We start from the raw sequence: 19,603 nt of genomic DNA on the forward strand, positions 1-19,603 counted from the left end.
CATCTCCTCTCACTGTGATGTGGTGAGAGTGGCCGACGCCACCCGCTCCCAATGCACCTCGTTCGTGCCCCAGTATTTCGCGACGACCTGCGCTCGTTTGAAGTAACGGTGAGCCTGGTGTTCCCACGTGAATCCGGTCGCGCCGTGCATCTGGATCGACTCCGATGCGACGGTCGTGAACGTCTCGCACGCATACGCTTTGGCGGCGCTGGCCGACGTCCGGAAGTGCGTGGGGTCCACATCCGTGACGTCTCCGACCGCGGCGGCATAATCGACCAGCGCGGAGGTCGCCTCGATGGCGACGAACATGTCGACCAACCGGTGCTTGAGGGCCTGGAACGAACCGATGGTCCGGCCGAACTGCTCCCTCACCTGAACGAATTCCAGAGTCATGTCGAAGCATCGCCGCGCGCCACCGAGCGACTCCGCTGCCATCAGCAGCGTTCCGGTGTCCACCAACCGAGCGATGGCCGCCGGCGCGTCGCCCGACCGGGCGACGATGGCGGCCGGGGCCGCATCGAAGGATACGAGAGCGAATGTGCGCGTCGAATCAAGCGTCGGAGTGAGTGTGGTGCTCACGCCGCCGTCGGCCCGCCGCACCGCCACCAGAACCTCGTCGGTCTCGATCCGCGCCGGGACCAGGAAGACATCCGCGTCATCGGCATGGAGTACCAACCGCATCGTGCCAGACACCGTCGTGCGGGTGCCGTCGAGCGCCGCCGACAACGGCCGGCCTGCGTCGCCGGGCGCAACCGCCACGACGTGCATCTGTGCAAGCACCTCTGTTAACAGTTGCTGCGCGACGGGTTCCGATGATTCGGCAAGTACACCGACGCCCGTCATCGTCGATCCGACGGCTGCAGAAGAGAGTACGCCGCCGAGCCGTTCACACACCGTGCACATGAGTCGGAGCCGGCCGACGTCGCCCTGGACATCCGGGTCGGCGATGGCCTCGAACAGTCCGAACTCCTGACTCAGCAGTTTCCACTCGCGGGCCCGCGCGTCCGGCGAGCCCGAGCCCACAGAGTACGACTCGTGCCCGGACAGCATGCGGGACAGGCTTTGCCGGAGCTCGGTGAGCTCCGCCGAATCAGTGATCTTCATGAACTCACCTGCTGCGCCTGGTTCTCGACGGGTTTGATCCCGCGCGGTTCGCGCGGCAATTGGAGGACTTGTTCAGCGATGATGTTGCGCTGGATTTCGTTGCTGCCCGAAAAGATCGTCGCCCCCCGACCAGAGAGCAGGAGATCCTGCCAACGGTCGGTCCGATAGTCGCCGACGAATGCCGGAGCACCGGGCGCCTGGACGTCGGGCCGGATGATTCCGTCGACACCGGCGACGTCGACGGCGAGCTGTCCCAGTCGGAGCCCGTACTCACTCCACTGCAACTTCGAGACGAATCCGAGGGTGTCTGACGGCTGTCCGGACGCGGCGTTACTCAGGGCGATGGCTGCCTGGGCACGCATGATCTGGACGTCGACATACGCCCGCGCGAGACGTTGGCGTAACAGCGGGTCATCGACTGCGCCCGTCTCGTGGGCGTGGTCGATGAGAGCGCGTAATTCGCGTGCGTAACCGAGGTAGGACCCGAGCAGGTCGGCGCCCCGTTCGGTGGCGAGCGTGGACATCGCGACAGCCCACCCGTTGCCCAGCCCGCCGATGACGTTGAACAGCGGGGCTCGTGCACCGTCGAGGAAATCCTCGGCGAACTCGATTGCGCCGGTCATCTGACGGATGCCGCGAACCTCGATGTTGTTGTCGGGCCCGAAGGGCAAGAGCACAAAGGAAAGTGCGTCGCGGCGAGGCGCCGCCGGGTCGGTTCGGCACAGGACGAAGATCATGTTGGCGGGCTCGTATGCCGATGTCCACACCTTCTGTCCGGTGACGACGATCTCGTCGCCATCCACCACCCCGCGTGTCGTCACCCCGGCGAGGTCGGAACCATGGTTCGGCTCTGAGAAGCCCTGACAGTAGCGATCTGTTCCGGCCACGATACGCGGCAGGAAGAATGCCTGTTGCTCGGCGGTGCCGTGGGAGAGCAGCGCAGTGCCCACCAGGTCCGCCGAAAACCCCCGCTTCACCCGCGGAACGCCGACGCGTTCGCATTCCTGCGCGAAGATCGCCGTCTGGACCTCGGTCCAGCCCTTTCCGCCCGCGGCCACCGGCCAGTGCGGATAGATGAGGCCCTCGTCGACCAGCGCACGTTCCCACGCGGCGTACTCCGGTGACGCGAGCGCATCCGCGTGCACGTTCCGGTTCGATCCGGCGAGAATCGTGGCACCGTCGTACCAGTCCACCAAGTCGGCCAGGCCGCGCGGTGCCGACCCCCCGATCCAATCCCGCATGGATGCGCGGAACTCGGCGAGTTCTTCGCCCATATCGACAACTAGCTCGGACTCAACAGGATTCATGCGCGACAACCCGATCCTTCAGCACCCGACGGAGAATCTTGCCGGCGATGTTCTTGGGTAGCTCATCGACGAACTCGATTCGGCGGGGTGCCTTGTACGGCGCCAGACGGTCCCGACAGTGGCCGATCAACTCCAATTCGGTCACGACCGCCGTCGGATCGGTGACCACGAACGCGCAGACCGCCTCGCCCCGATAATCGTCCGGCACCCCGATCACGGCCACTTCCCGCACCGCAGCATGCCCGAGCAGACAATCCTCCACCTGCCGCGGCGAGACATTGTTGCCCGAGGTGATGATGAGGTCCTTCAGACGGTCGACGATGAAGAACCAGTCGCCGTGCCGGACGGCCATGTCCCCGGTGCGCAGCCAGCCGTCGACGATCGTCTGCCTCGTCCCCTCGGAATTGCGCCAATACTCTCGAATCACTTGTGGGCCAGAAACTATCAGCTCGCCTGGCTCCCCGTCGCCGACCTCGTCGTCGACGGTCCCGTCGGGACGCACGACCCGGGCCCGGGTGCTGAACACCGCAACCCCGACGGACAGTGCACCCGTGATCTCGTCGACGGGAATCGGCACGCCGACCGGGGCCAGATGAGTCGGGCCGGTGGCCTCGGTCATTCCGTACGCGACGCGAATCTCCTGACCGAACCGCTTACGCCATCGCTCCACCAGAACCGGCGGCACCGGCGCGGCACCGCAGTACAGATGTGTCAGGGAGGCGGTGTCGGATGCCGTGAGCTCCGGGTCGTTGAGGAGAGCGGTGTAGAGCGTCGGTGGGCCGACCAGAAACGTCGGCCGGTGTTCACGGATGATGTCGACGAGAACACCCGGTGCGAAGCGGTAGTTGATCACGTACCGGCAGCCGGTGAGCAAGGTCGCCGCGACCCCGATCGCCAGACCCGTGATCGTCGACATCGGGGGTACGCCCAGAATCGCGTCGTGCTCGCTGAGCGGCAACCAATCCCGATACACCTGCCCGGCGAAGGCCAGGTTCCGATGCCGGTTGACCGCCCCCTTCGGCCTGCCCGTCGTCCCGGACGTATAGGTGAGTGCCGCAGGCGAATCACCATCGGGTGTATACGCTTTCGGAGTCCTTCCGGCGAACGAGGCAACGATTCCCGCGAAATCCCGGCCGGTGATGGTGCCCGGGCACGGAGGCAGGACCCGTTCGTCGTCGCGATGCTGGTAGTCGCGGGGACACATCGAGATCACCGGTGCGGTGAGGTCGATGCCCTCGAGCCACGCCTGCGAGCCGATACGCGTCTCCTCGCAGAACACGACCACCGCGCCCGAGTCGGACAGCATGTGGCGGAGTTCGGCGTCGCCGACCATGGGATTGACCGGCACGATCACCGCCCCCGCTTTCCAGATACCGACCAGGGCGACGAGGAAATGCGGGATGTTCTGCGCGACGACCGCGACCCGGTCGCCCACCGCCACCCCGTCGGCGACGAGCGCGGATGCGATGGCATCCGACTCGGCGTCGACCTGGGCGAACGTCAGCTCACCGTCGAAGTACGCGACCATCGTGTGGTCGGCGAACTCGTCGACCGCCGCGCGAAACATCGAGAGGGCGTCGTGATGCTGTTGCACCACCGTCACGCCGACGCCGGAAGACGACGATCGCGCCGGGTCGATCGCCGACCCGGCGAACGGATCGGTCGTTTTCGATGCCGGCATCACTCGCGCTCCCATCTACCGCGCGACGAGCGGGGCCAGCCCGAGCATCTTCCGGTACTCCGCGGGCGTCGCGACCTCGCGGCCCAGCACCTCTGCGAGCTGTTTGGCCATCCGGAATGCTTCGAGATTCGAACTGAGCTTCTCCTGCTTGTGCGGCCACTTCCAGACGGTGTCCTCCATGCCCACACGGATATGCAGACCCATCGCCGCGGCGATCGTCGCGAGATAGATCGACGCACGACCGGCCGCGCAGACGAGGATCTCCGCTTCTGGGTCTACGTCTTTGATCAACGAGACGAACCGCAGCAGCCCATCGACCATCTGTCGCGGATTCTCCATCGGAGAGCAGCCGGGCAGACCAGGGAGCACACACCAGATCTGACCCGCATCGAGCAGCCCGCTGCGGAACAGGTAGCGCTCGGCGTTGTTGACGTCGGCGTCGGTGTAGGTCGCGATGATGGGCCGCGAACCGGACTCGAGGATCAGGCGCGTCTTCTCCAGCAGCAGTGGGACCGGTTTGGCGAACAGCGAGTCCCCGTTGTAGACCGCGGTCGTGTTGACCGGGACGGCATCGAGGATGTGCGCGTCCAGGCACCGCTTCATCTCGTCCCACTCGCCATCGAGGGCGGTGACATAGCAGCCGTCGATGGACACGTCCGGGAACTCGTCGCGCAGCGGGCCGGCGACGGCCTCGAACCGTTCCTGAGACAGCGTGTTGTAGCCGCGGTCGTCGCGCACGTGCAGGTGGATCGCACTCGCACCCTCCAGAAGGCAGGCGCGTGCCTCCTCGCGGATCTCGTCGACGGTGATCGGCTGGTTCGGATTGGCGTTCCGGGTGAAGAACGCCCCGGTGATCGCCGGCTGGATGATGATCTTGTCCGGCACATCCCAGGGAGGCTGGATGGTGCCCTCGAAGAATGCCGACTTCTCGGGGTCGATGATCTCGGGGAGGCCGTACGGCTTCCAGATCATCCGTCCCTTGGCTCGTTCGACGCCTTCGGAGACCCGGTTCCAGTCGACCGTGTTGTCGTTCACAATGTTGCCTTTCTCTGCAGGGAATCCAGCTCGTCGAGTTCTTGTTGTGGCGCTCCGATGTATTCGCCGTCGAGGATGTAGCGCAGCGGCTTGCCCTGATCGATCTCCTCGACGACATGGGCCATCAGGCCGGGCAGCACGGAGAGCACGGCGAATGCGACCGTCTGGTTGGCGGTCCACCCGAGGTCCCAGCCGACGGCCGCGAGCCCGCCGTCGATGTTGATCGGGATCCCGGTCTTGCCGGTCTTGGCGACAAAGGCACGCAACAACGCTCGGTATTGCGCGATACCGTCACCGGCCAGCCCGAGTTCCTCGGCCACCTCGAACACGACATCGGTACGGAAGTCACTCGACTTGTGCACCGGATGCCCGAATCCGGGAAGGCGTTTGCGCGCCGACGTGTATTCCGCGACGATCGCGTCGGCCGCGCCGTCGATGTCGAGTCCCCGCTGTTCACGTAGCGACCGTGCATGCGCGAGCAGAGCGTAGGAATGCTCGGGCGAGAGCGTGTTGCTCCCGGCGGCGAGGAGTCCGCCTGCCGTCGCCGGGATCATCTGCGGGTTGCCCGACGCGATGTAGCGGGCGGCGGTGATGGTCGACGCGACAAATCCGTGGTCGAGCAGGCTGGTCAGGATCGCATCGCTCAGCCGCGCCTCGGCGGGGGTCGGCAAGCGACCGATGATCGAGAGGAATGCGCCCTCGGTGTAGGTGAGCCGGCGCATGACGGTTTCCAGCGAAAATCCGCGCAGAAGAACCTGACCCGCCTCCACCTGGCTGACGCTGGTGAGAAATTCGGCCATGATCACTGTCCTGCTTTCTGCCACATGATGGTGGCGTCGTCGTAGTGGTCGAAGGTCAACGCAACGCACCGCCGGCATCGATTCGCGTGCGCAGGATCTGGAGTTCGGACGGGGTGGGACCGTCGGTCTCGGGGATCTCGGCCGGCACGTCGAACTCGAACCCCGTGTTTTCGACGACCGTTTGCAGCGCGACTCCCGCATGCAGTGACTTGAGGCGCGCCCGATGGGTGAGTTCGTCGAAGTCGAAGACACACAGCGGCGTGATAATCGAACTCGGCCCGGAGTTCTGCAGGCCCAACGATTCCCGCAGTCCGGGTTCCCCGCGCCCGTAGCCGAGTGCGGAAATGAAGTCGACCTTCTCCACGAGAGTGCGCGGGTTGTGCGCTGTCGTCACCAGATGCCAGGTGCCGACCTGGATGGTGGCGTTGCAGGTGCCGATGCCGCCCGGCCCCCGAAACTTCAGTCGCTCGTAGTCATCCCCGATACCGATGAGGTTCGAGTTGCCGTACGCGTCGACCTGCAGACCGCCACAGAAGAACACACCGTTGGGCCGGTGCCGTTGGTTGTTCAGCAACTGGTCGTGCTGGTAATAGGCCTCGGCCCACCGCATCGCACGAACGTCGGTGATGAACTCGAACTCGTCGATGACGGGTTCGTCTCGCAGATACGCCTTGGTCATGGCGATCATCACGGTCATGTTCGGCCCATGGGTCAGATGGGCCAACAGCGCGCCGGCGCGGGGCACCGGAAGGTTGGCACCCACTTCGACCCATTGTCCGTCGCGCAATCCGTGCGCGATGGTCGCCGCCATGATCTCCTTGGCCGTGGCGGCCGGTGCGGTCGTGGATTCGGTCGCCTCTGCCTCAAGAATGCTCATGCGATTCCCCTAGTACTCGTTGAGTGACAGCAGTCGCTCGGTTCCGATCCGCGCGAGGTACTCGGCGTGCGTGGGAACCGACAGGATGTGGTCGTCGATGTACCGGTCCACGTCGGTCCGATCATCGTGCTTGAGCCATGTGGTCGCGGCTGCGATGTACTGCTGGATGTGCGTGACATCGGGTGCATAGTGCCCGTCCGCCGAGTACGGATGAGCGCCGAACGGGGTCCGGACGATCCCGGTGGCGCCGGGGATCGACGTCGCGAGCGGGTTGGCCCGGATCTCCTCGGGCGAGACGACGCGCTCGACCGAGACGAACGTCTTCTCCGATGCCGCATACATCGCGATGTCGCCGTAGCGGGTGCCGTTGTGCTGGACATTTCCGTACTCGTCGCTGATCGACGCATGCAGCAGGCAGACGTCGATCTCGATCGCCGGGATTGCCAGCAGCAGTTCACCGTTGATCGGGTCGCGAAACTCCTTGAGCGCCGGGTTGATCACGGGGTAGGACGTGCCGACGCCGGCGCGCCACGGATTGAAGGGTAGTCGTTGCGCGGATGCGCGCAGACCCGCGTAGAAGTGGGCCTCGTCGAGCTCGAAAACCCGAACGGTGCCATCCTGCACGGATTTCCGGAAGGCCGCACCGATTCCGGTCAAGCCCTCGGCTCCCACGTAGGGCGTGACGACGGTGTCCACACACCCGGCCGCGATCAACAGGTCGATCTCGAGCCCGGCCGACGCGGCGCCGACTACCCGTAACCCCCGTCGGCCGTCCAGTATCAGCTGCCGGACGAGCGACATCGGGTGACCTGAGTTGATGAAACCGCCAATCGCAACGGTCATCCCGTCGGCGATGTGTGTACCGACAGTGACCGCATCGGTCACTCGCCCGTTCCGTCTCGGTGCGGTCTCGAGGTCGGTCATGGTTTTCTCGGTCATCGTCCGGCCTTCCAGAACTCTTCGTGCGACTTGCGGTGATCGGTCGAGTACCAGCGCGGGTGGCCGAGGATCGTCTGGCCGCCGTCGACCGCGACGGATTCGCCGGTGATGAACGCTGCCTCGTCCGAGAGCAGGAAGGTGACCAGCGAGGCGACGTCGGTCGGTTCCCCGAGCCGCCCGACCGGGGTGTCGGACAGGAGTGCCGCGCGATGTACGTCGCCGTCCGGTCCCGACAGCATCGGAGAAGTCATCCCCGTCTCGATCACCCCGGGCAGCACCGTGTTGACGCGGACGCGATGGTTGCCCAGCTCGGAGGCCATCCCGATCGCCAGCATCCGAAGGGCCGCCTTGGTCGCGCAGTACGCCGTCAGCAAGTCGGTGTGCTGCGTGGCACCCGAGGAGGCGTTGACGACGATCGCTCCGCCCCGCTTGTTCTCCACCATGCCCTGAGCGACGACCTGGCACACGTTGAACGTGCCTGTGAGGTTGACGTCGACATGGCGCAGCCATTCCTTTGCGGGCTGCTCGAGAAACGTTGCGAACTTGCCATATCCGGCGTTGGCGAAGAGCGTATCGATTGGGCCGAGACGATCGGCGACCGATGCGATACCCTCCTCGACCGCCGAGCGGTCCGTCTGATCCATGCCGAGGGCGAGGACCACTCCCCCGGCGTCCTTGCACAGCCAGACCGTCTCGTCGAGTAACTCTTCCTTACGATCGGCGACTGCGACCGCGGCCCCTTCAGTCGCGAGCCGGACCGCGGTAGCCTGTCCGATGTCGCCGGCCGCGCCGGTCACCAGAGCGGTCTTGCCGGTGAATCGAGTTGTCATTGTGCGGTATACCCTCCGTCGAGGTGGATTGTGGAACCGGTCATGAACGCCGAGGCGTCGGAGGCGAGATAGACCATCGATGGGCCGATCTCACGCGGATCAGGGACGCGGCGTTGCGGGATGCGGCGCAGGAGTGCGTCGCGGGCACGCTCGTGCGCAAGCACCTGCGCCGGCATGTCTGTGTGAAAGTATCCGGGCGCCAACGCGTTCACCCGGATCGAGCTGGCGGCCAGCTCGATGGCGAGCGCTCGAGTCAGGCTTGTCACCGCTCCTTTGCTCGCGCTGTAGGCGGCCTGGTTCTTCACCCCGACCGACGCGGCGAGCGACGAGACGTTGATGATCGACCGTGTCCCACTGTGCTCTTGGCGCGCAAGCGCGCGGGAAGCAAGGAACACCCCGCGGGCGTTGATGTTCAGCACACGGTCCCAGTCGGCGACCGTCACGTCGACGAACGCAGCTTCGTCGGCGACCGCCGCATTGTTCACCAGCACATCCACGGGTCCGTACTCGTGCTCGACCCAATCGAACAGGTCGCCCACGTCGGCCTCGTCGGAGACATCGGTCACCCGATGATCGGCCATTCCCGCTGCTCCGGTGATCCGGTCGACCGTCTTCACCAGAACGTCTTGCGACCGACCGACCACGATGACGCGTGCTCCGGCTTCGGCCAGCGCCTCCGCCGTCGCCGAGCCCAGCCCACCGCCGCCGCCGGTGACGACCGCGACACGACCGTCCAGACGGAATTGATCGAGGACGCTCATACCCTGAGCCCCATCCCGCGGGCGATGATGATCTTCTGGATCTCGTTCGCGCCACCGCCGATTTCGAGGTATTTGCAGTCCCGGTAGTGCCGGGAGATCGGGTATTCGTCGGTGAACCCGTATCCGCCGAAGATCTGCACACCTTCGCGCGTGGCGTCGACATAGGCGCGGGTCGAGTAGAGTTTGGCCACCGAACCCGCGGTGGCCGCCTCTGGATGGGACCGATCGACGAGTTCGGCGGCGCGCTTGTACAGTCCGCGACCGGCGTCGACCGCCGTGCGCATCTCCACGATCTTCTCCGCGATCATCTGGTGCGACGCCAACGATTTGCCGAATGTCTTGCGGACGGTGGCGTAGTCGAGACACCGGTCGAGGACGTCGGTGAGCGCGCCGGTGCTGATTGCCGCCAGGCATACCCGTTCCAGCGCAAGGCCGTCGACCACGCCGTTCCAGCCCTCGCCCGCGGTACCGAGCACATCGTCGTCGGGAACGAACACGCCATCGAGAAAGACCTCGCACAGGTCGATTCCCTTCAGCCCCATCTTCGACAGCGGCCGGATCTCGACACCGGGCGCGCGGGGATCGAGGAGGACTGTCGTTATGCCGTCGCGTTTTGTTCCCCCGCGGCCGGTCCGGATCGCGGTGATGATCACATCGGCGATCGCGGCACCGGTAATGAACACCTTCTGCCCATTGACAATCCAGCCACCCTCGGTCCGGGTGCCGGACGTCGACACAGCCGCAGCGTCCGAGCCCGAGGCGGGTTCGGTCAGGGCGAAGGCGATCAGCGCGCCGTCCCGGGCGACGCGGGACAGCCACTTCTCTTTCTGCTGCTCCGTCCCCCGTGCCGCGATGGCAGCCGCGCCAAGCAACCACATGGAGAAGAAGCTCTGCGACACCGTCAGGCTTCGGCGCGCCAGGGCCTCGAGGACCACCGTCAAGTCACTCGCGCTCGCACCGGAGCCGCCGTACTCCTCCGGGACCACCATGGACGCCCAGCCGTTCTCGCACAACACCTTCATGACCTCAGCCGGGAATACCGCATCGCGGTCGATCCGCGCCAAGTACTCGTCGTCGACAACACTCGCGCAGAGTTTGTCGATGGCACTGACCACACCCGCGTGATCACCGCTGAGGAGTGGATCCTCTGTCGACATCGGTGCCTCCTTCCCTCCGGGCGGCCGCATCAGGACCTGGGCGGCTCGTCCATCGAACTTATCAACCTGTGAGTCAGTTTTCAATCTGTAGGTCAAGAAATGCGAACGGCTGGCATCCGCCACGCCGGAGCCGGCGACGACACCGAGACGCAGGAGGATTCGCCAAGACACGTCGCACCACAGAAACTTTCGATGGATCCGACCGCGTCGCCGCCGATCGCGGCGTCATCACTGCAGGCGTTCGATGATCGTCGCGTTGGCCTGACCGCCGCCTTGGCACATCGTGACCAGACCGAATCGGAGGTCGGCACGGCGCAGTTCCTCGATGAGGTCGATGATCAGGCGGGCTCCGGTGGCACCCAGCGGATGCCCCAGCGCGATGGCTCCGCCGTTGACGTTGACCTTCTCCAACGGAATCCCCAATTCCCGCTGCCACGCGAGGACAACTGATGCAAATGCCTCGTTCGCCTCGAACAAGTCGATGTCGTCGATCGTCATCCCCGCCTTGTCCAGCGCGAGCCTGGTGGCGATGATCGGGGCGGTGAGCATCATGACGGGATCATCGCCCCGCACCGTCATCTGGTGCACGCGTGCCTTCGGCCGCAAACCGTGTTCTGCGACTGCATCTTCGGACGCCACGAGGATCGCTGCGGCGCCGTCGGAGATCTGACTTGACACTGCTGCGGTGATCCGTCCGCCCTCGCTCAGCGGCTGCAACGCCCCCATCTTCTCCAGGCTCGTGTTTCGGCGCGGCCCTTCGTCGATCGCAAAGTCGCCAATCGGGACGATCTGGTCGACGAAGTATCCCTCGTCGATCGCCGCGGCGGCCCGCCGGTGACTCTCGAGCGCGAAACTCTCCATCTCACCGCGGGAGATGTCCCAGTGCTCGGCGATCAGATCCGCCGCGCGGAACTGGGAGAACTCCTGATCACCGAATCGGACCTGCCAACCCTCGCTTCGAGAGGTCGCGTCGGGGTGTCCGAACTGCTCACCGAGTAGCGCTGACACCGCGATCGGAATCGTGCTCATGTTCTGGGTGCCGCCCGCGACGACCAGATCGGCGGTCCCGCTCATGACCCCTTGCGCGGCGAAATGTAGTGCCTGCTGTGATGACCCGCACTGCCGGTCGAGGGTCACGGCGGGGACCGCTTCCGGCAGTCCACCAGCGAGCCAACTCGTTCTTGCGACGTTCGAGGCTTGCGGGCCGATGCCGTCGAGGCACCCGAAGATCACATCGTCCACGGCGACCGGATCGATGCCGGTTCGTGTGATCAATTCACAGAGAACGCGGCCGCCAATGTCCGCCGGGTGGGTATGTGCGAGCGCGCCGTTCTTCTTGCCCACTGCCGTGCGCACGCCGTCTACTACATATGCCTCGGACACCGTCATCCCTTCGATTGTCGAAAACTACAGTTGTACAGCTTGTTTCGTCTTCACCCTGGTGGACTCGCCGAATCTGGGCGCGGGCCGCAACAAGGGCACCGTCTGCGACACCCGCACCGCCAACACCGAGAATCTCGGGAGGCCCGGCAGGGGACTCGCGGCGCATGCCCGCGGCCGGTTCTGCACCGTCACGCACGAGGCGGCGTCCCAAACCTGGAATGCCGCCGCTTAGCCGCTGCCGAGGAGTCGTCGTCGCGACGACTCGAGTATCGACTCTTTGGTCGACCATTTGTCATGGTGTCAGTTATTAACTCATTAGTCAATAGTTAAGTCCCCAAAGTCGAGATCGTATCCGAGACCGGATCTCACTGGCGGGCAACCGATTTGGCATCCCGAGAACCACCTGGGCGTCATACGCCTCACGACCCGACCGCTCCTTACCCACCGCAAGGGTCTTCATCGGCCCGACGTCCGCGCCGACCGCACCAAACCAACCGGTGCCCAACACATCCGACGCCGCAAGCATCGACGGGATCAGGTCCGCAATTACTCGATATGCACCGGGCGCCGCAGCACGACACCAAGAGATGTCGCAGCCCGTATGCGCCGACTATTACGCCAGTCCCGGAAGCGCTCTGGTCGCCGCGATCATGACATCCAGTGGCGAAAAGACAACTTCGGTACCGGCACGCAAAGCCTCGACATTGTCCATGCGGATGCGCGAGAGAAACTGCGTCGTGAGCTTCCACTCGCTGCCTTCGAGACGATAGGTCTCGTGGTAATAGCCGTAGCCTTGTGCGGCCCCCTCCTCCAACTCGACGTAGTCGAACATCGGCCAGATTCCCGATGCCGTGGTGGGTGACAGCAGATCGAGAACAGGTGCATGCACCTGATGGACTGTGGAGACCTTGTCGATGTAGGTCCTGGTCATCTCGACGAACTTCTCGCGTCCCTCAACAACGACTCCGCCTTGGGTCTCCCATCGGAAGTCCTCCGTGAAGAGACTCGCCCACTCGTCCCACTGCTTGGTATCGAGGAGATATTGATAGCGGGCCTTCGTACGTCGAATGCCTTCGAACGCGATGAGCGCCTCGACTGTATCGTTTCGCATTTTTCACTTCCCTCTCGCTAATTCTGCGCTGAAATCACTCCGCCGATCCGGCGCGTCCAACGACTTGACACGGTGTCGAGTCAGCACATCTGAAGATGAGGACGTCATTTCAGTTCAGCATTCATGGTGTGATGGACCCTCGCTGTCATCACGGTCAGAATTCGGTGTTGCCGGCGTCCGGGGCGATCTCGTGCGCGGTGATGTATTTCGATTCATCGCTCGCGAGGAAGAGGACTGTTTCGGCGACGTCCTCGGGTTGTGTGATGTCGACGGGCAGCATGTTTGAGAACAGTTGCGCCGGACGCGGATTGCCAGCGACCGCACGGGCCAACCGTTCTTGCACGTCACCGGTACCCATAGGGGTTGCAACTCCGGTTGGGTGCAGACTGTTGACCCGGATGTTGTCCTTGGCCAGCTCGACTGCGAACGCCTTGGCCATGCCCCGAACAGCCCATTTGCTGGCGGTGTAGGGGACCATGAAGGGCTGAACCTTGATACCGGCAACAGAGCTCACCAAGATGATCGATCCACCACCAGCCTCCACCAGGTACTTCGCGCCGGCCATCACCGTGTTCCACGTGCCGGCCACATTGATCGCCATGGTGTCGTCGAATATCTCCGGCGTGATCTCGTCCCACGGCGCGATCGGCGATATCGCCGCGTTCGCAATGATGATGTCCAAGCGACCCAGGTCCGCGACAGCGTGACCGACCGCATCTGTGAGGGCGGCCCGATCCCGGACATCCACCTGGGCAGTCGCGATACGCTGCCCGTGTTTCTCGACAAGCCTGGCCGTCTCCGTGAGATCTTCGGGTGTTGCCGAATCATAGGTGACGCTGGGAAGCCGATCGGCTATGTCGATGGCAATGATGTCTGCCCCCTCCTCAGCCAACCGAACCGCATGAGCGCGACCCTGACCGCGCGCAGCCCCCGTGACCAACGCGACCTTGCCGGCAACCCGCCCTGTCTTCTCACTCATCTATGACCTCTACGCTGCTATGAACAATGATTCATTTTCTTATAGCCATGGATCAATCTACCTGATGGGAATTAAGATCGGAAGGGGCATGGTCATCATCACCACCCACTGCGCGGGCGTGGTCACGCGCTGCATCCGCCGGCTTGCAGGGCCACCCCGAGCAATCGGTCTACAACATCTCCAAGGGCGCCGCGGCCAACCTCACCCGCATCCTCGCAATCGAGTATGGCCAGAACAAGATTCGCGTTAACGGCATCTGCCCCACCTACGCCAAGACCGCGCTGACCCGGGCACTGTTCGACGACAAGGACTTCGACACAACCTTCACCGAATCGATCCCCCTCAAAACGGTGGGGCGAGGTCGACGACATCGCCAACCTCGCCCTATTCCTCGCCTCCGACGAGTCGAGTTACCTCCACGGCGACCCCATCAAGGTCGACGGCGGCGAAACCCTCTGCCGCTATTCGGTGTAACGAATCCGCCCGAGTGAAGCAGTTCGGCGTTGTGTCGTCCCAGAGTCATCGTTCAAGCCGGCGGCGGCACAATCGTGACCCGGTTCGGTGCGTGCAGGACCGCGATGCCGGCGTCGCGGGCTGCGACCGTGAATGACGTCGGCGCGTTGTCGGCCGGCCAGCTCTTCGATCCGGCATCGTCGAATACCGCCAGCGCGTTTGCCGTGGGTACAGTACTGAACCGCGACTGATACCGCAGTCCGTCGCACATCGCGTCCAGCGCACCGGCCCACGCCCTCGGGATCATGTAGGGGGTGAGGGCATGAATCTCGCGCGTGACACCGAAGTCGACAGCCCGACGATGGCAGAGGTCCGCGAGTACACGGTCGCGAGGAAGCCGCAGGCGCGATACCGATCGTTCGACAGCGAAGTCAGCATCCACCGCACCAAGCGCGTGCAGTGTGGCTCCGAGCGCTTCCCGGACGGCTGTCTCCAGATCGATGGCGAGGTAGCAGGTTCCGCGAGGGTCTTCCAGGTCGAACCGACCCGCGCCAGAGGCCGAGAAGTACCAAGCACCGCGCCCGTTCCGGTGCGCGCGGTATAGATCAGTGTCCTTGCCGGCCACCGTAATCGGGAATCCCGAAAGGTCTCGGCCATCCGGGACGCGCAGCGCCACAGAATCTCGACGACTCACGCCGCCCAACGCTCCGCATCAGCCCGGGCAGCATCCATGGCGAGTTTGCGGTGGGCAGCGCTGCCCGACGTCAGGCACTCGACCGCGGTGTGCCCGTCCAGGTCGGGGTTGGGCGACCGCATCCACAGCGCAGCAGTCCACGCGTTGGCGTGCTCCCGCAGAATCCGCCACGCCTCGAGCAACTCTCGGTCGACCGCACCCTGCTCGGTGAACTGCCAAGTCGGGTACACCCACGTTCCGGACTGGAGCTGACAGCCGATCATTGTCGAGTGCTTCACGCGTTTGGCCACAGCCTGTTTGCTGATACCCAGCCATGAGGTCAATCCAGTGGTGTCGTAGAACGGTCCCACAATCTGGTCGTGGACACCAGCCGCGGGAAGCGCAGAGACCATCGCCGCGGCGATTGCCGCAGTGTCCTCATACAGCGCAGCATCCACACCGGCTCTTTCTGCAGCCTCGAAACGCTCATCGACCAAGTTGGTGAGCTCATCAAGCAGCGCCCGTTTCTGATCCATCAGATCGGACATCCGACACACCTCCCTGAGTCAACCAAGTCAACTCAAGATAGCGCGGCAGCGGTCTGCGGTCAACCAGGTCAACCGCCGCGCGGCCAGCATTACCCACTGCTTGCTTTGTGAGATCCGTACCAAAGTAGGACAAATCCGCGAGAGTAGTACACCCCTGACCTGACCGGGTCTTACTCGCGTCTGTGGTGGGCCCTGGCGACGCTTGCCCACGCCTATCGAAGATATTCTCCTGGTGGTCACGGACCCGTTACCCGACCATTTCGAGTCGATCCGCTTGCTCCATACGCGGTCTACCCACACGGGTGCGGAAAGGAGACGGACCTCGAGGCCGGGGGCAGATCCGAGTGCCGTTGGCGTAAAGAACTGGCCAGCAATTGAATACGTGTCGATCATCGACGCCGCCAGCAGTGTGATCGCTTACCAGGGCTATCGGCTTGCATAGTTGACGCCGACGTTGAGTCGCCGCCGAATATCGGCCATCGCCGATGGCCCTTCGTCAAGGGCCATGGCAAGCAGGAACGACTTGTCGACGTCGGAGACGGTGCGGAGCGCCGGCTCATGAATGAGTGAACCCATCACTCCGGCGACGCGCTTTGCTATTACCTTCTTCGGCGTCGACCACAGTGATCTCGGTCTGGTCGGGATGCAGGCGCCAGGTCTGGGCACCGATGCGCTGCAGCAAGAATGGGTAGCCGCCAGCCGCGTCGACCATGGCACGCAGGGCGTCGTCGCCGATAGAGCGGCCAGCGGCCTCGATCGGCTCCCTGAAGCCTCTCTCGACGTCGCGACGTGACACGGACACCGAGGTGTGTCGTTCGGCGCGCCGTAGGAACGTGAGGACATCCTCGTTGACGATGTCGCTGACGCTTGGGGCCGGTCCCGCGCCGGCAAACGCGAGCTCTCGGCCTTCACGGAATGCGTGCTGAACGGTTGTCGCAAGCTCCCGCAGCTCGGCGAGTTGACCATGTCGTCACGCCACGACGGGTATAGAGACTTTTAGACTTATCGGACTCGTTTACACTTCGGCGGTGATCGGGTTTGGCGGTGAATGTGCGTTGTACGAGTTCTGAGTATCCCCTCAGGAGTTCGGTTCCCACGGGTTGACACATCGGACGCCGAGCGGCTCGAAATGCTTGGTATTGCGCGTCGCCACGGTCATCTCGGCGGCCTGCGCAATGGCAGCGATGACAGCGTCGTCGAACGGCGCATGCTCTGGCACCCGGTAGGTCGCCAGCACCCGTGCGGCAGGCAGATCGAACGACAGCACACGGTCGGCGAATGCAGGCAAGACCCGCTCCTCAAACCACCGGCGCAAGACCCGTCCATGCACTGGGTCGGATCGCTCCCTGGTGACCACGCCACGCTCGATCTCTGCAATGGTCATCGCCGTCACGAACTGCTCGTTTACGGATACCGACGCCGCCCACGTCTCGACCGGCCGGTTGCGTCCCCGGACCCTCAGCGCGGACACCACGTTGGTGTCCAAGATGTATTTCACAACTCAGCAGTTCGGGCGGTCAGACCGAGGCGTTCAGGCTCGAAATCGATGTCAGCACCCTCGTCGGAACTCAACAGGTCGACGAGCGTGACCGGCTCCCGCTCGAGCGCTTCGGCGAGGATCTCGCGTGCCTCCGCCTCGACCGACCGGTGATGCTGCTCGGCACGCGCCCGCAGGGCAGCCTTGGTTCCCGCGGGAAGGTTACGGATCAGGATCTGTTCCACTTTGACCACCTCCGATATCACACCGACGATATCACGGCAAGGCACTGGGCGACATACGCCTGACCGACTGACCTGCTGGTCGTCGCGTGCGTTTGGTACCGGCTACTTCCTCTGCGCTTGAGCGCCCCCTTTACTACACGTGGATCTCATAAAAGTTGTTGTGCTGCTGCTGGCTGCTGCTGCCGCTGCTTGCCAAACCAAACCCCGCCATTTATTGTTTCCTGTACAAACACTTGAGGGAGCGAGGCATGCCAACCAGGGGACGCGCGACCCGCGAGGCCGGTAAGGCCACGCGAGAGTCGTTGTTGCGCGCGGCCACCGAGGTCTTTTGCGAACACGGCGAGACGGCGTCGGTGGCGCAGATCTGCCAGCGCGCCGACGCGTATCCGAACCAGGTCACCTATTACTTCGGCTCCAAGGAGCAGCTATTCGTCGAGGTGGCGTGCACGGCCGTGTTGCGCGCAGGCCGTCGCGCAGAAGAAGCCGCGGCGGCGACGACGACCGTCGGCGAGTACACCCACGCACTGATCTCCACACTGCTCGGCGGACAGGCACGCAACGTCGAGTTGTTCACCACCGCCATGTCGATGGCGTCACGGCGCGCCGAACTCAGACCGCAGATCGCGGAAACGCTTTCGGTCCTGCACGAGCGCGGCGCCGAGGCACTCATGCGCACCCTGGTGCGCACCGGCTGGGAGATGCGGGCACCCATCGACGTCGAAGCCAAGGCCTTCTGGTCCGCGATCTTCGGGCTCGTCCTCCAGCAGGCTGCCACCGGCCCTCAACCCGACGCCGGCCTCGAAGACGCAGTTGCGATCGTGTTCACGAATCTGCAGATTCCTGAAAGTGTTCTGCAGCATGCGATCTGAGGGGCGGTCTCAACCCGCGGAGCCAACGGCACTCGACCAGCAAACCTTTGAAGGGATACCACGATGACCCAGTCCGCCACGCCAACCAAGCCCCAGCCGCATCTCACGCACACCGTGTTCAACCAGTCGGCGCCCCGCGTCGACGTCAACGAGTTCGACCTCGACACCGTCCTGGTCGAGGCCGTCCGGCGTCACGACGGCGGGTGGGGTGAGGACGAACTCCGTGAGATCGGTGCCCTGGTGGGCAGTGCGTCCTTCAAACACGATGCGGCCCTGACTCATACGCGCCTACCCGAACTCAAGACCTTCGACCGGTGGGGTCATCGTATCGACGAGGTCGAGTATCACCCCGCCTATCACCGGATCATCGGCGACGCGGTGCGCTACGGCGCGCACACCCGCTGCTGGGAGGACCCGCAGCCAGGCTCGCACGTGGTCCGCGCCGCCGCATTCATGCTCTTCGGAGAGATCGAACCCGGGCACGCCTGCCCGGTGTCGATGACCCACGCGGTCATCCCGTCACTCGAACTCCAGCCCGACGTCGCCGCGAACTGGGTTCCCAAAGCCCTCTCCCGCGAATACTCCGGCGACTTGGGTGCCGACAAGACCTCGGCCATCTTCGGCATGTCGATGACCGAGAAACAGGGCGGCTCCGATGTCCGGGCCAACACCACCGTCGCCCGCCCGGTCGGACGCGGCGGACCAGGCGGCGAGTACCTGCTCACCGGCCACAAGTGGTTCTGCTCGGCGCCGATGTCGGATGCTTTCCTGGTACTCGCACAGGCAGAAGGACCTGGCGGCGAAGGACTCTCGTGCTTCCTGCTGCCGCGCGTGCTACCCGACGGCACCCGCAACGTCTTCCGCATCCAGCGGCTCAAGAACAAGCTGGGCAACAAGTCCAACGCATCGAGCGAGATCGAACTCGACGGCACCGTCGCGCTCATGGTCGGCGAACCAGGTCGTGGCGTGCGCACCATCATCGAGATGGTCGCACAGACCCGACTCGACTGTGTGCTCGGCAGCGCCGCCGGGATGCGCCAGTCGGTCGCCGAAGCGGTCTGGCACGCACGTCATCGTGCCGCGTTCGGCGCCACGCTGGCCGACCAGCCGGCCATGAAAGCCGTGCTCGCCGATCTGGCATTGGAGTCCGAGGCAGCCACCGTCGCCGCCATCCGACTGGCCCGCGCCCACGACGAGGATGCCGACGAGCACGAACGCGCCTTCCGCCGCCTGGCCACCGCCGTCGCCAAGTACTGGATCTGCAAGCGCGGACCGCACCACTCCTACGAGGCCCTGGAGTGCCTGGGCGGCAACGGATACACCGAGGACTTCCCGCTCGCCATGCGTTACCGCGAACAGCCGGTGATGGCCGTG

22 protein-coding genes and 2 pseudogenes are annotated in these 19,603 nt (G+C 64.4%); 6 read left to right on the forward strand and 18 right to left on the reverse strand.

Annotated elements, in window-relative coordinates; translation table 11 throughout:
- Positions 1-9: 9 nt before the first annotated feature.
- The 11 genes from GORHZ_RS29670 to GORHZ_RS21295 form a co-directional block, all read right to left on the reverse strand.
- On the reverse strand, positions 10-1,104 hold the full coding sequence (locus GORHZ_RS29670; protein WP_006336704.1) for an acyl-CoA dehydrogenase family protein: 1,095 nt from the start codon (positions 1,102-1,104) through the stop codon (positions 10-12).
- Positions 1,101-2,411, reverse strand: coding sequence for an acyl-CoA dehydrogenase family protein (locus GORHZ_RS21250; protein ID WP_006336706.1), 1,311 nt, complete (start codon positions 2,409-2,411; stop codon positions 1,101-1,103). The genes GORHZ_RS29670 and GORHZ_RS21250 overlap by 4 nt, the downstream gene beginning before the upstream one ends.
- Complete coding sequence (locus tag GORHZ_RS21255) at positions 2,398-4,092, reverse strand: class I adenylate-forming enzyme family protein (RefSeq protein ID WP_006336709.1); 1,695 nt, start codon at positions 4,090-4,092, stop codon at positions 2,398-2,400. The genes GORHZ_RS21250 and GORHZ_RS21255 overlap by 14 nt, the downstream gene beginning before the upstream one ends.
- Positions 4,093-4,107: 15 nt before the next feature.
- Positions 4,108-5,127, reverse strand: coding sequence for a beta-keto acid cleavage family enzyme (locus GORHZ_RS21260; protein ID WP_006336712.1), 1,020 nt, complete (start codon positions 5,125-5,127; stop codon positions 4,108-4,110).
- Complete coding sequence (locus tag GORHZ_RS21265) at positions 5,124-5,927, reverse strand: citrate/2-methylcitrate synthase (RefSeq protein ID WP_006336714.1); 804 nt, start codon at positions 5,925-5,927, stop codon at positions 5,124-5,126. Before GORHZ_RS21265 ends, GORHZ_RS21260 begins: the two co-directional genes overlap by 4 nt.
- Before the next feature lie 55 nt (positions 5,928-5,982).
- Entirely contained in the window at positions 5,983-6,804 is an 822-nt protein-coding gene (locus GORHZ_RS29675; RefSeq protein ID WP_006336715.1) for a CoA-transferase, read from the reverse strand.
- A gap of 9 nt (positions 6,805-6,813) precedes the next feature.
- Entirely contained in the window at positions 6,814-7,743 is a 930-nt protein-coding gene (locus GORHZ_RS21275) for a CoA transferase subunit A (protein ID WP_006336716.1), read from the reverse strand.
- Entirely contained in the window at positions 7,740-8,573 is an 834-nt protein-coding gene (locus GORHZ_RS21280; RefSeq protein WP_006336717.1) for an SDR family NAD(P)-dependent oxidoreductase, read from the reverse strand. The genes GORHZ_RS21275 and GORHZ_RS21280 overlap by 4 nt, the downstream gene beginning before the upstream one ends.
- Entirely contained in the window at positions 8,570-9,334 is a 765-nt protein-coding gene (locus GORHZ_RS21285) for an SDR family NAD(P)-dependent oxidoreductase (protein WP_006336718.1), read from the reverse strand. The genes GORHZ_RS21280 and GORHZ_RS21285 overlap by 4 nt, the downstream gene beginning before the upstream one ends.
- Positions 9,331-10,491 carry an acyl-CoA dehydrogenase family protein gene (locus tag GORHZ_RS21290; RefSeq protein ID WP_006336719.1) on the reverse strand — a complete coding sequence of 387 codons (1,161 nt, stop codon included), beginning with the start codon at positions 10,489-10,491 and terminating at the stop codon, positions 9,331-9,333. The genes GORHZ_RS21285 and GORHZ_RS21290 overlap by 4 nt, the downstream gene beginning before the upstream one ends.
- Positions 10,492-10,719: 228 nt before the next feature.
- A complete protein-coding gene (locus GORHZ_RS21295) occupies positions 10,720-11,880 on the reverse strand; it encodes an acetyl-CoA C-acetyltransferase (RefSeq protein ID WP_006336720.1) in 1,161 nt (386 codons plus the stop codon).
- Positions 11,881-11,932: 52 nt separating this feature from the next.
- Between GORHZ_RS21295 and GORHZ_RS30985 the strand changes: the two genes are divergently transcribed.
- Positions 11,933-12,106, forward strand: coding sequence for a hypothetical protein (locus GORHZ_RS30985; RefSeq protein WP_006336721.1), 174 nt, complete (start codon positions 11,933-11,935; stop codon positions 12,104-12,106).
- Between the two features lie 210 nt (positions 12,107-12,316).
- Here the strand turns inward: GORHZ_RS30985 and GORHZ_RS32355 are convergent.
- From GORHZ_RS32355 to GORHZ_RS21305, 3 genes and pseudogenes are all read right to left on the reverse strand, one after another.
- Positions 12,317-12,415, reverse strand: a pseudogene (locus GORHZ_RS32355) (zinc-binding dehydrogenase); the annotation flags it as partial.
- A gap of 72 nt (positions 12,416-12,487) precedes the next feature.
- A complete protein-coding gene (locus GORHZ_RS21300; protein ID WP_006336723.1) occupies positions 12,488-12,985 on the reverse strand; it encodes a nuclear transport factor 2 family protein in 498 nt (165 codons plus the stop codon).
- A 154-nt stretch (positions 12,986-13,139) separates the two neighbouring features.
- A complete protein-coding gene (locus GORHZ_RS21305; RefSeq protein ID WP_006336724.1) occupies positions 13,140-13,964 on the reverse strand; it encodes a mycofactocin-coupled SDR family oxidoreductase in 825 nt (274 codons plus the stop codon).
- Between the two features lie 143 nt (positions 13,965-14,107).
- Here GORHZ_RS21305 and GORHZ_RS32010 point away from each other — a divergent pair.
- Together GORHZ_RS32010 and GORHZ_RS32015 are read left to right on the forward strand one after the other, a co-directional pair.
- Positions 14,108-14,224 (forward strand): annotated as a pseudogene (locus tag GORHZ_RS32010) (SDR family oxidoreductase); the annotation flags it as partial.
- A 109-nt stretch (positions 14,225-14,333) separates the two neighbouring features.
- Positions 14,334-14,438 (forward strand): hypothetical protein, encoded by a 105-nt coding sequence (locus tag GORHZ_RS32015; protein WP_280986379.1) that lies wholly within the window; start codon positions 14,334-14,336, stop codon positions 14,436-14,438.
- 52 nt (positions 14,439-14,490) lie between these two features.
- On the opposite strand, the gene GORHZ_RS21310 is transcribed toward GORHZ_RS32015, so the two are convergent.
- Positions 14,491-15,111, reverse strand: a complete 621-nt coding sequence (locus GORHZ_RS21310) for an RES family NAD+ phosphorylase (protein WP_040532829.1) — start codon at positions 15,109-15,111, stop codon at positions 14,491-14,493.
- A complete protein-coding gene (locus GORHZ_RS21315; protein WP_006336727.1) occupies positions 15,108-15,638 on the reverse strand; it encodes an antitoxin Xre/MbcA/ParS toxin-binding domain-containing protein in 531 nt (176 codons plus the stop codon). Before GORHZ_RS21315 ends, GORHZ_RS21310 begins: the two co-directional genes overlap by 4 nt.
- A gap of 562 nt (positions 15,639-16,200) precedes the next feature.
- Between GORHZ_RS21315 and GORHZ_RS29680 the strand changes: the two genes are divergently transcribed.
- The gene (locus GORHZ_RS29680) at positions 16,201-16,431 is read left to right on the forward strand and encodes a hypothetical protein (RefSeq protein ID WP_051999024.1); all 231 of its coding nucleotides are present in this window, start codon (positions 16,201-16,203) and stop codon (positions 16,429-16,431) included.
- Between the two features lie 285 nt (positions 16,432-16,716).
- Here GORHZ_RS29680 and GORHZ_RS21325 read toward each other — a convergent pair whose 3' ends face one another.
- Together GORHZ_RS21325 and GORHZ_RS21330 are read right to left on the reverse strand one after the other, a co-directional pair.
- Positions 16,717-17,124 (reverse strand): PIN domain-containing protein, encoded by a 408-nt coding sequence (locus tag GORHZ_RS21325; protein ID WP_245551484.1) that lies wholly within the window; start codon positions 17,122-17,124, stop codon positions 16,717-16,719.
- Between the two features lie 8 nt (positions 17,125-17,132).
- Entirely contained in the window at positions 17,133-17,360 is a 228-nt protein-coding gene (locus GORHZ_RS21330) for a FitA-like ribbon-helix-helix domain-containing protein (RefSeq protein WP_006336730.1), read from the reverse strand.
- Positions 17,361-17,608: 248 nt separating this feature from the next.
- Between GORHZ_RS21330 and GORHZ_RS21335 the strand changes: the two genes are divergently transcribed.
- The gene (locus GORHZ_RS21335) at positions 17,609-18,229 is read left to right on the forward strand and encodes a TetR/AcrR family transcriptional regulator C-terminal domain-containing protein (protein WP_006336731.1); all 621 of its coding nucleotides are present in this window, start codon (positions 17,609-17,611) and stop codon (positions 18,227-18,229) included.
- A gap of 63 nt (positions 18,230-18,292) precedes the next feature.
- The coding region (locus tag GORHZ_RS21340; protein ID WP_006336733.1) for an acyl-CoA dehydrogenase family protein at positions 18,293-19,603 on the forward strand (1,311 nt) is incomplete at its 3' end.

This window comes from Gordonia rhizosphera NBRC 16068, from assembly GCF_000298195.1.
Lineage (GTDB): Bacteria > Actinomycetota > Actinomycetes > Mycobacteriales > Mycobacteriaceae > Gordonia > Gordonia rhizosphera.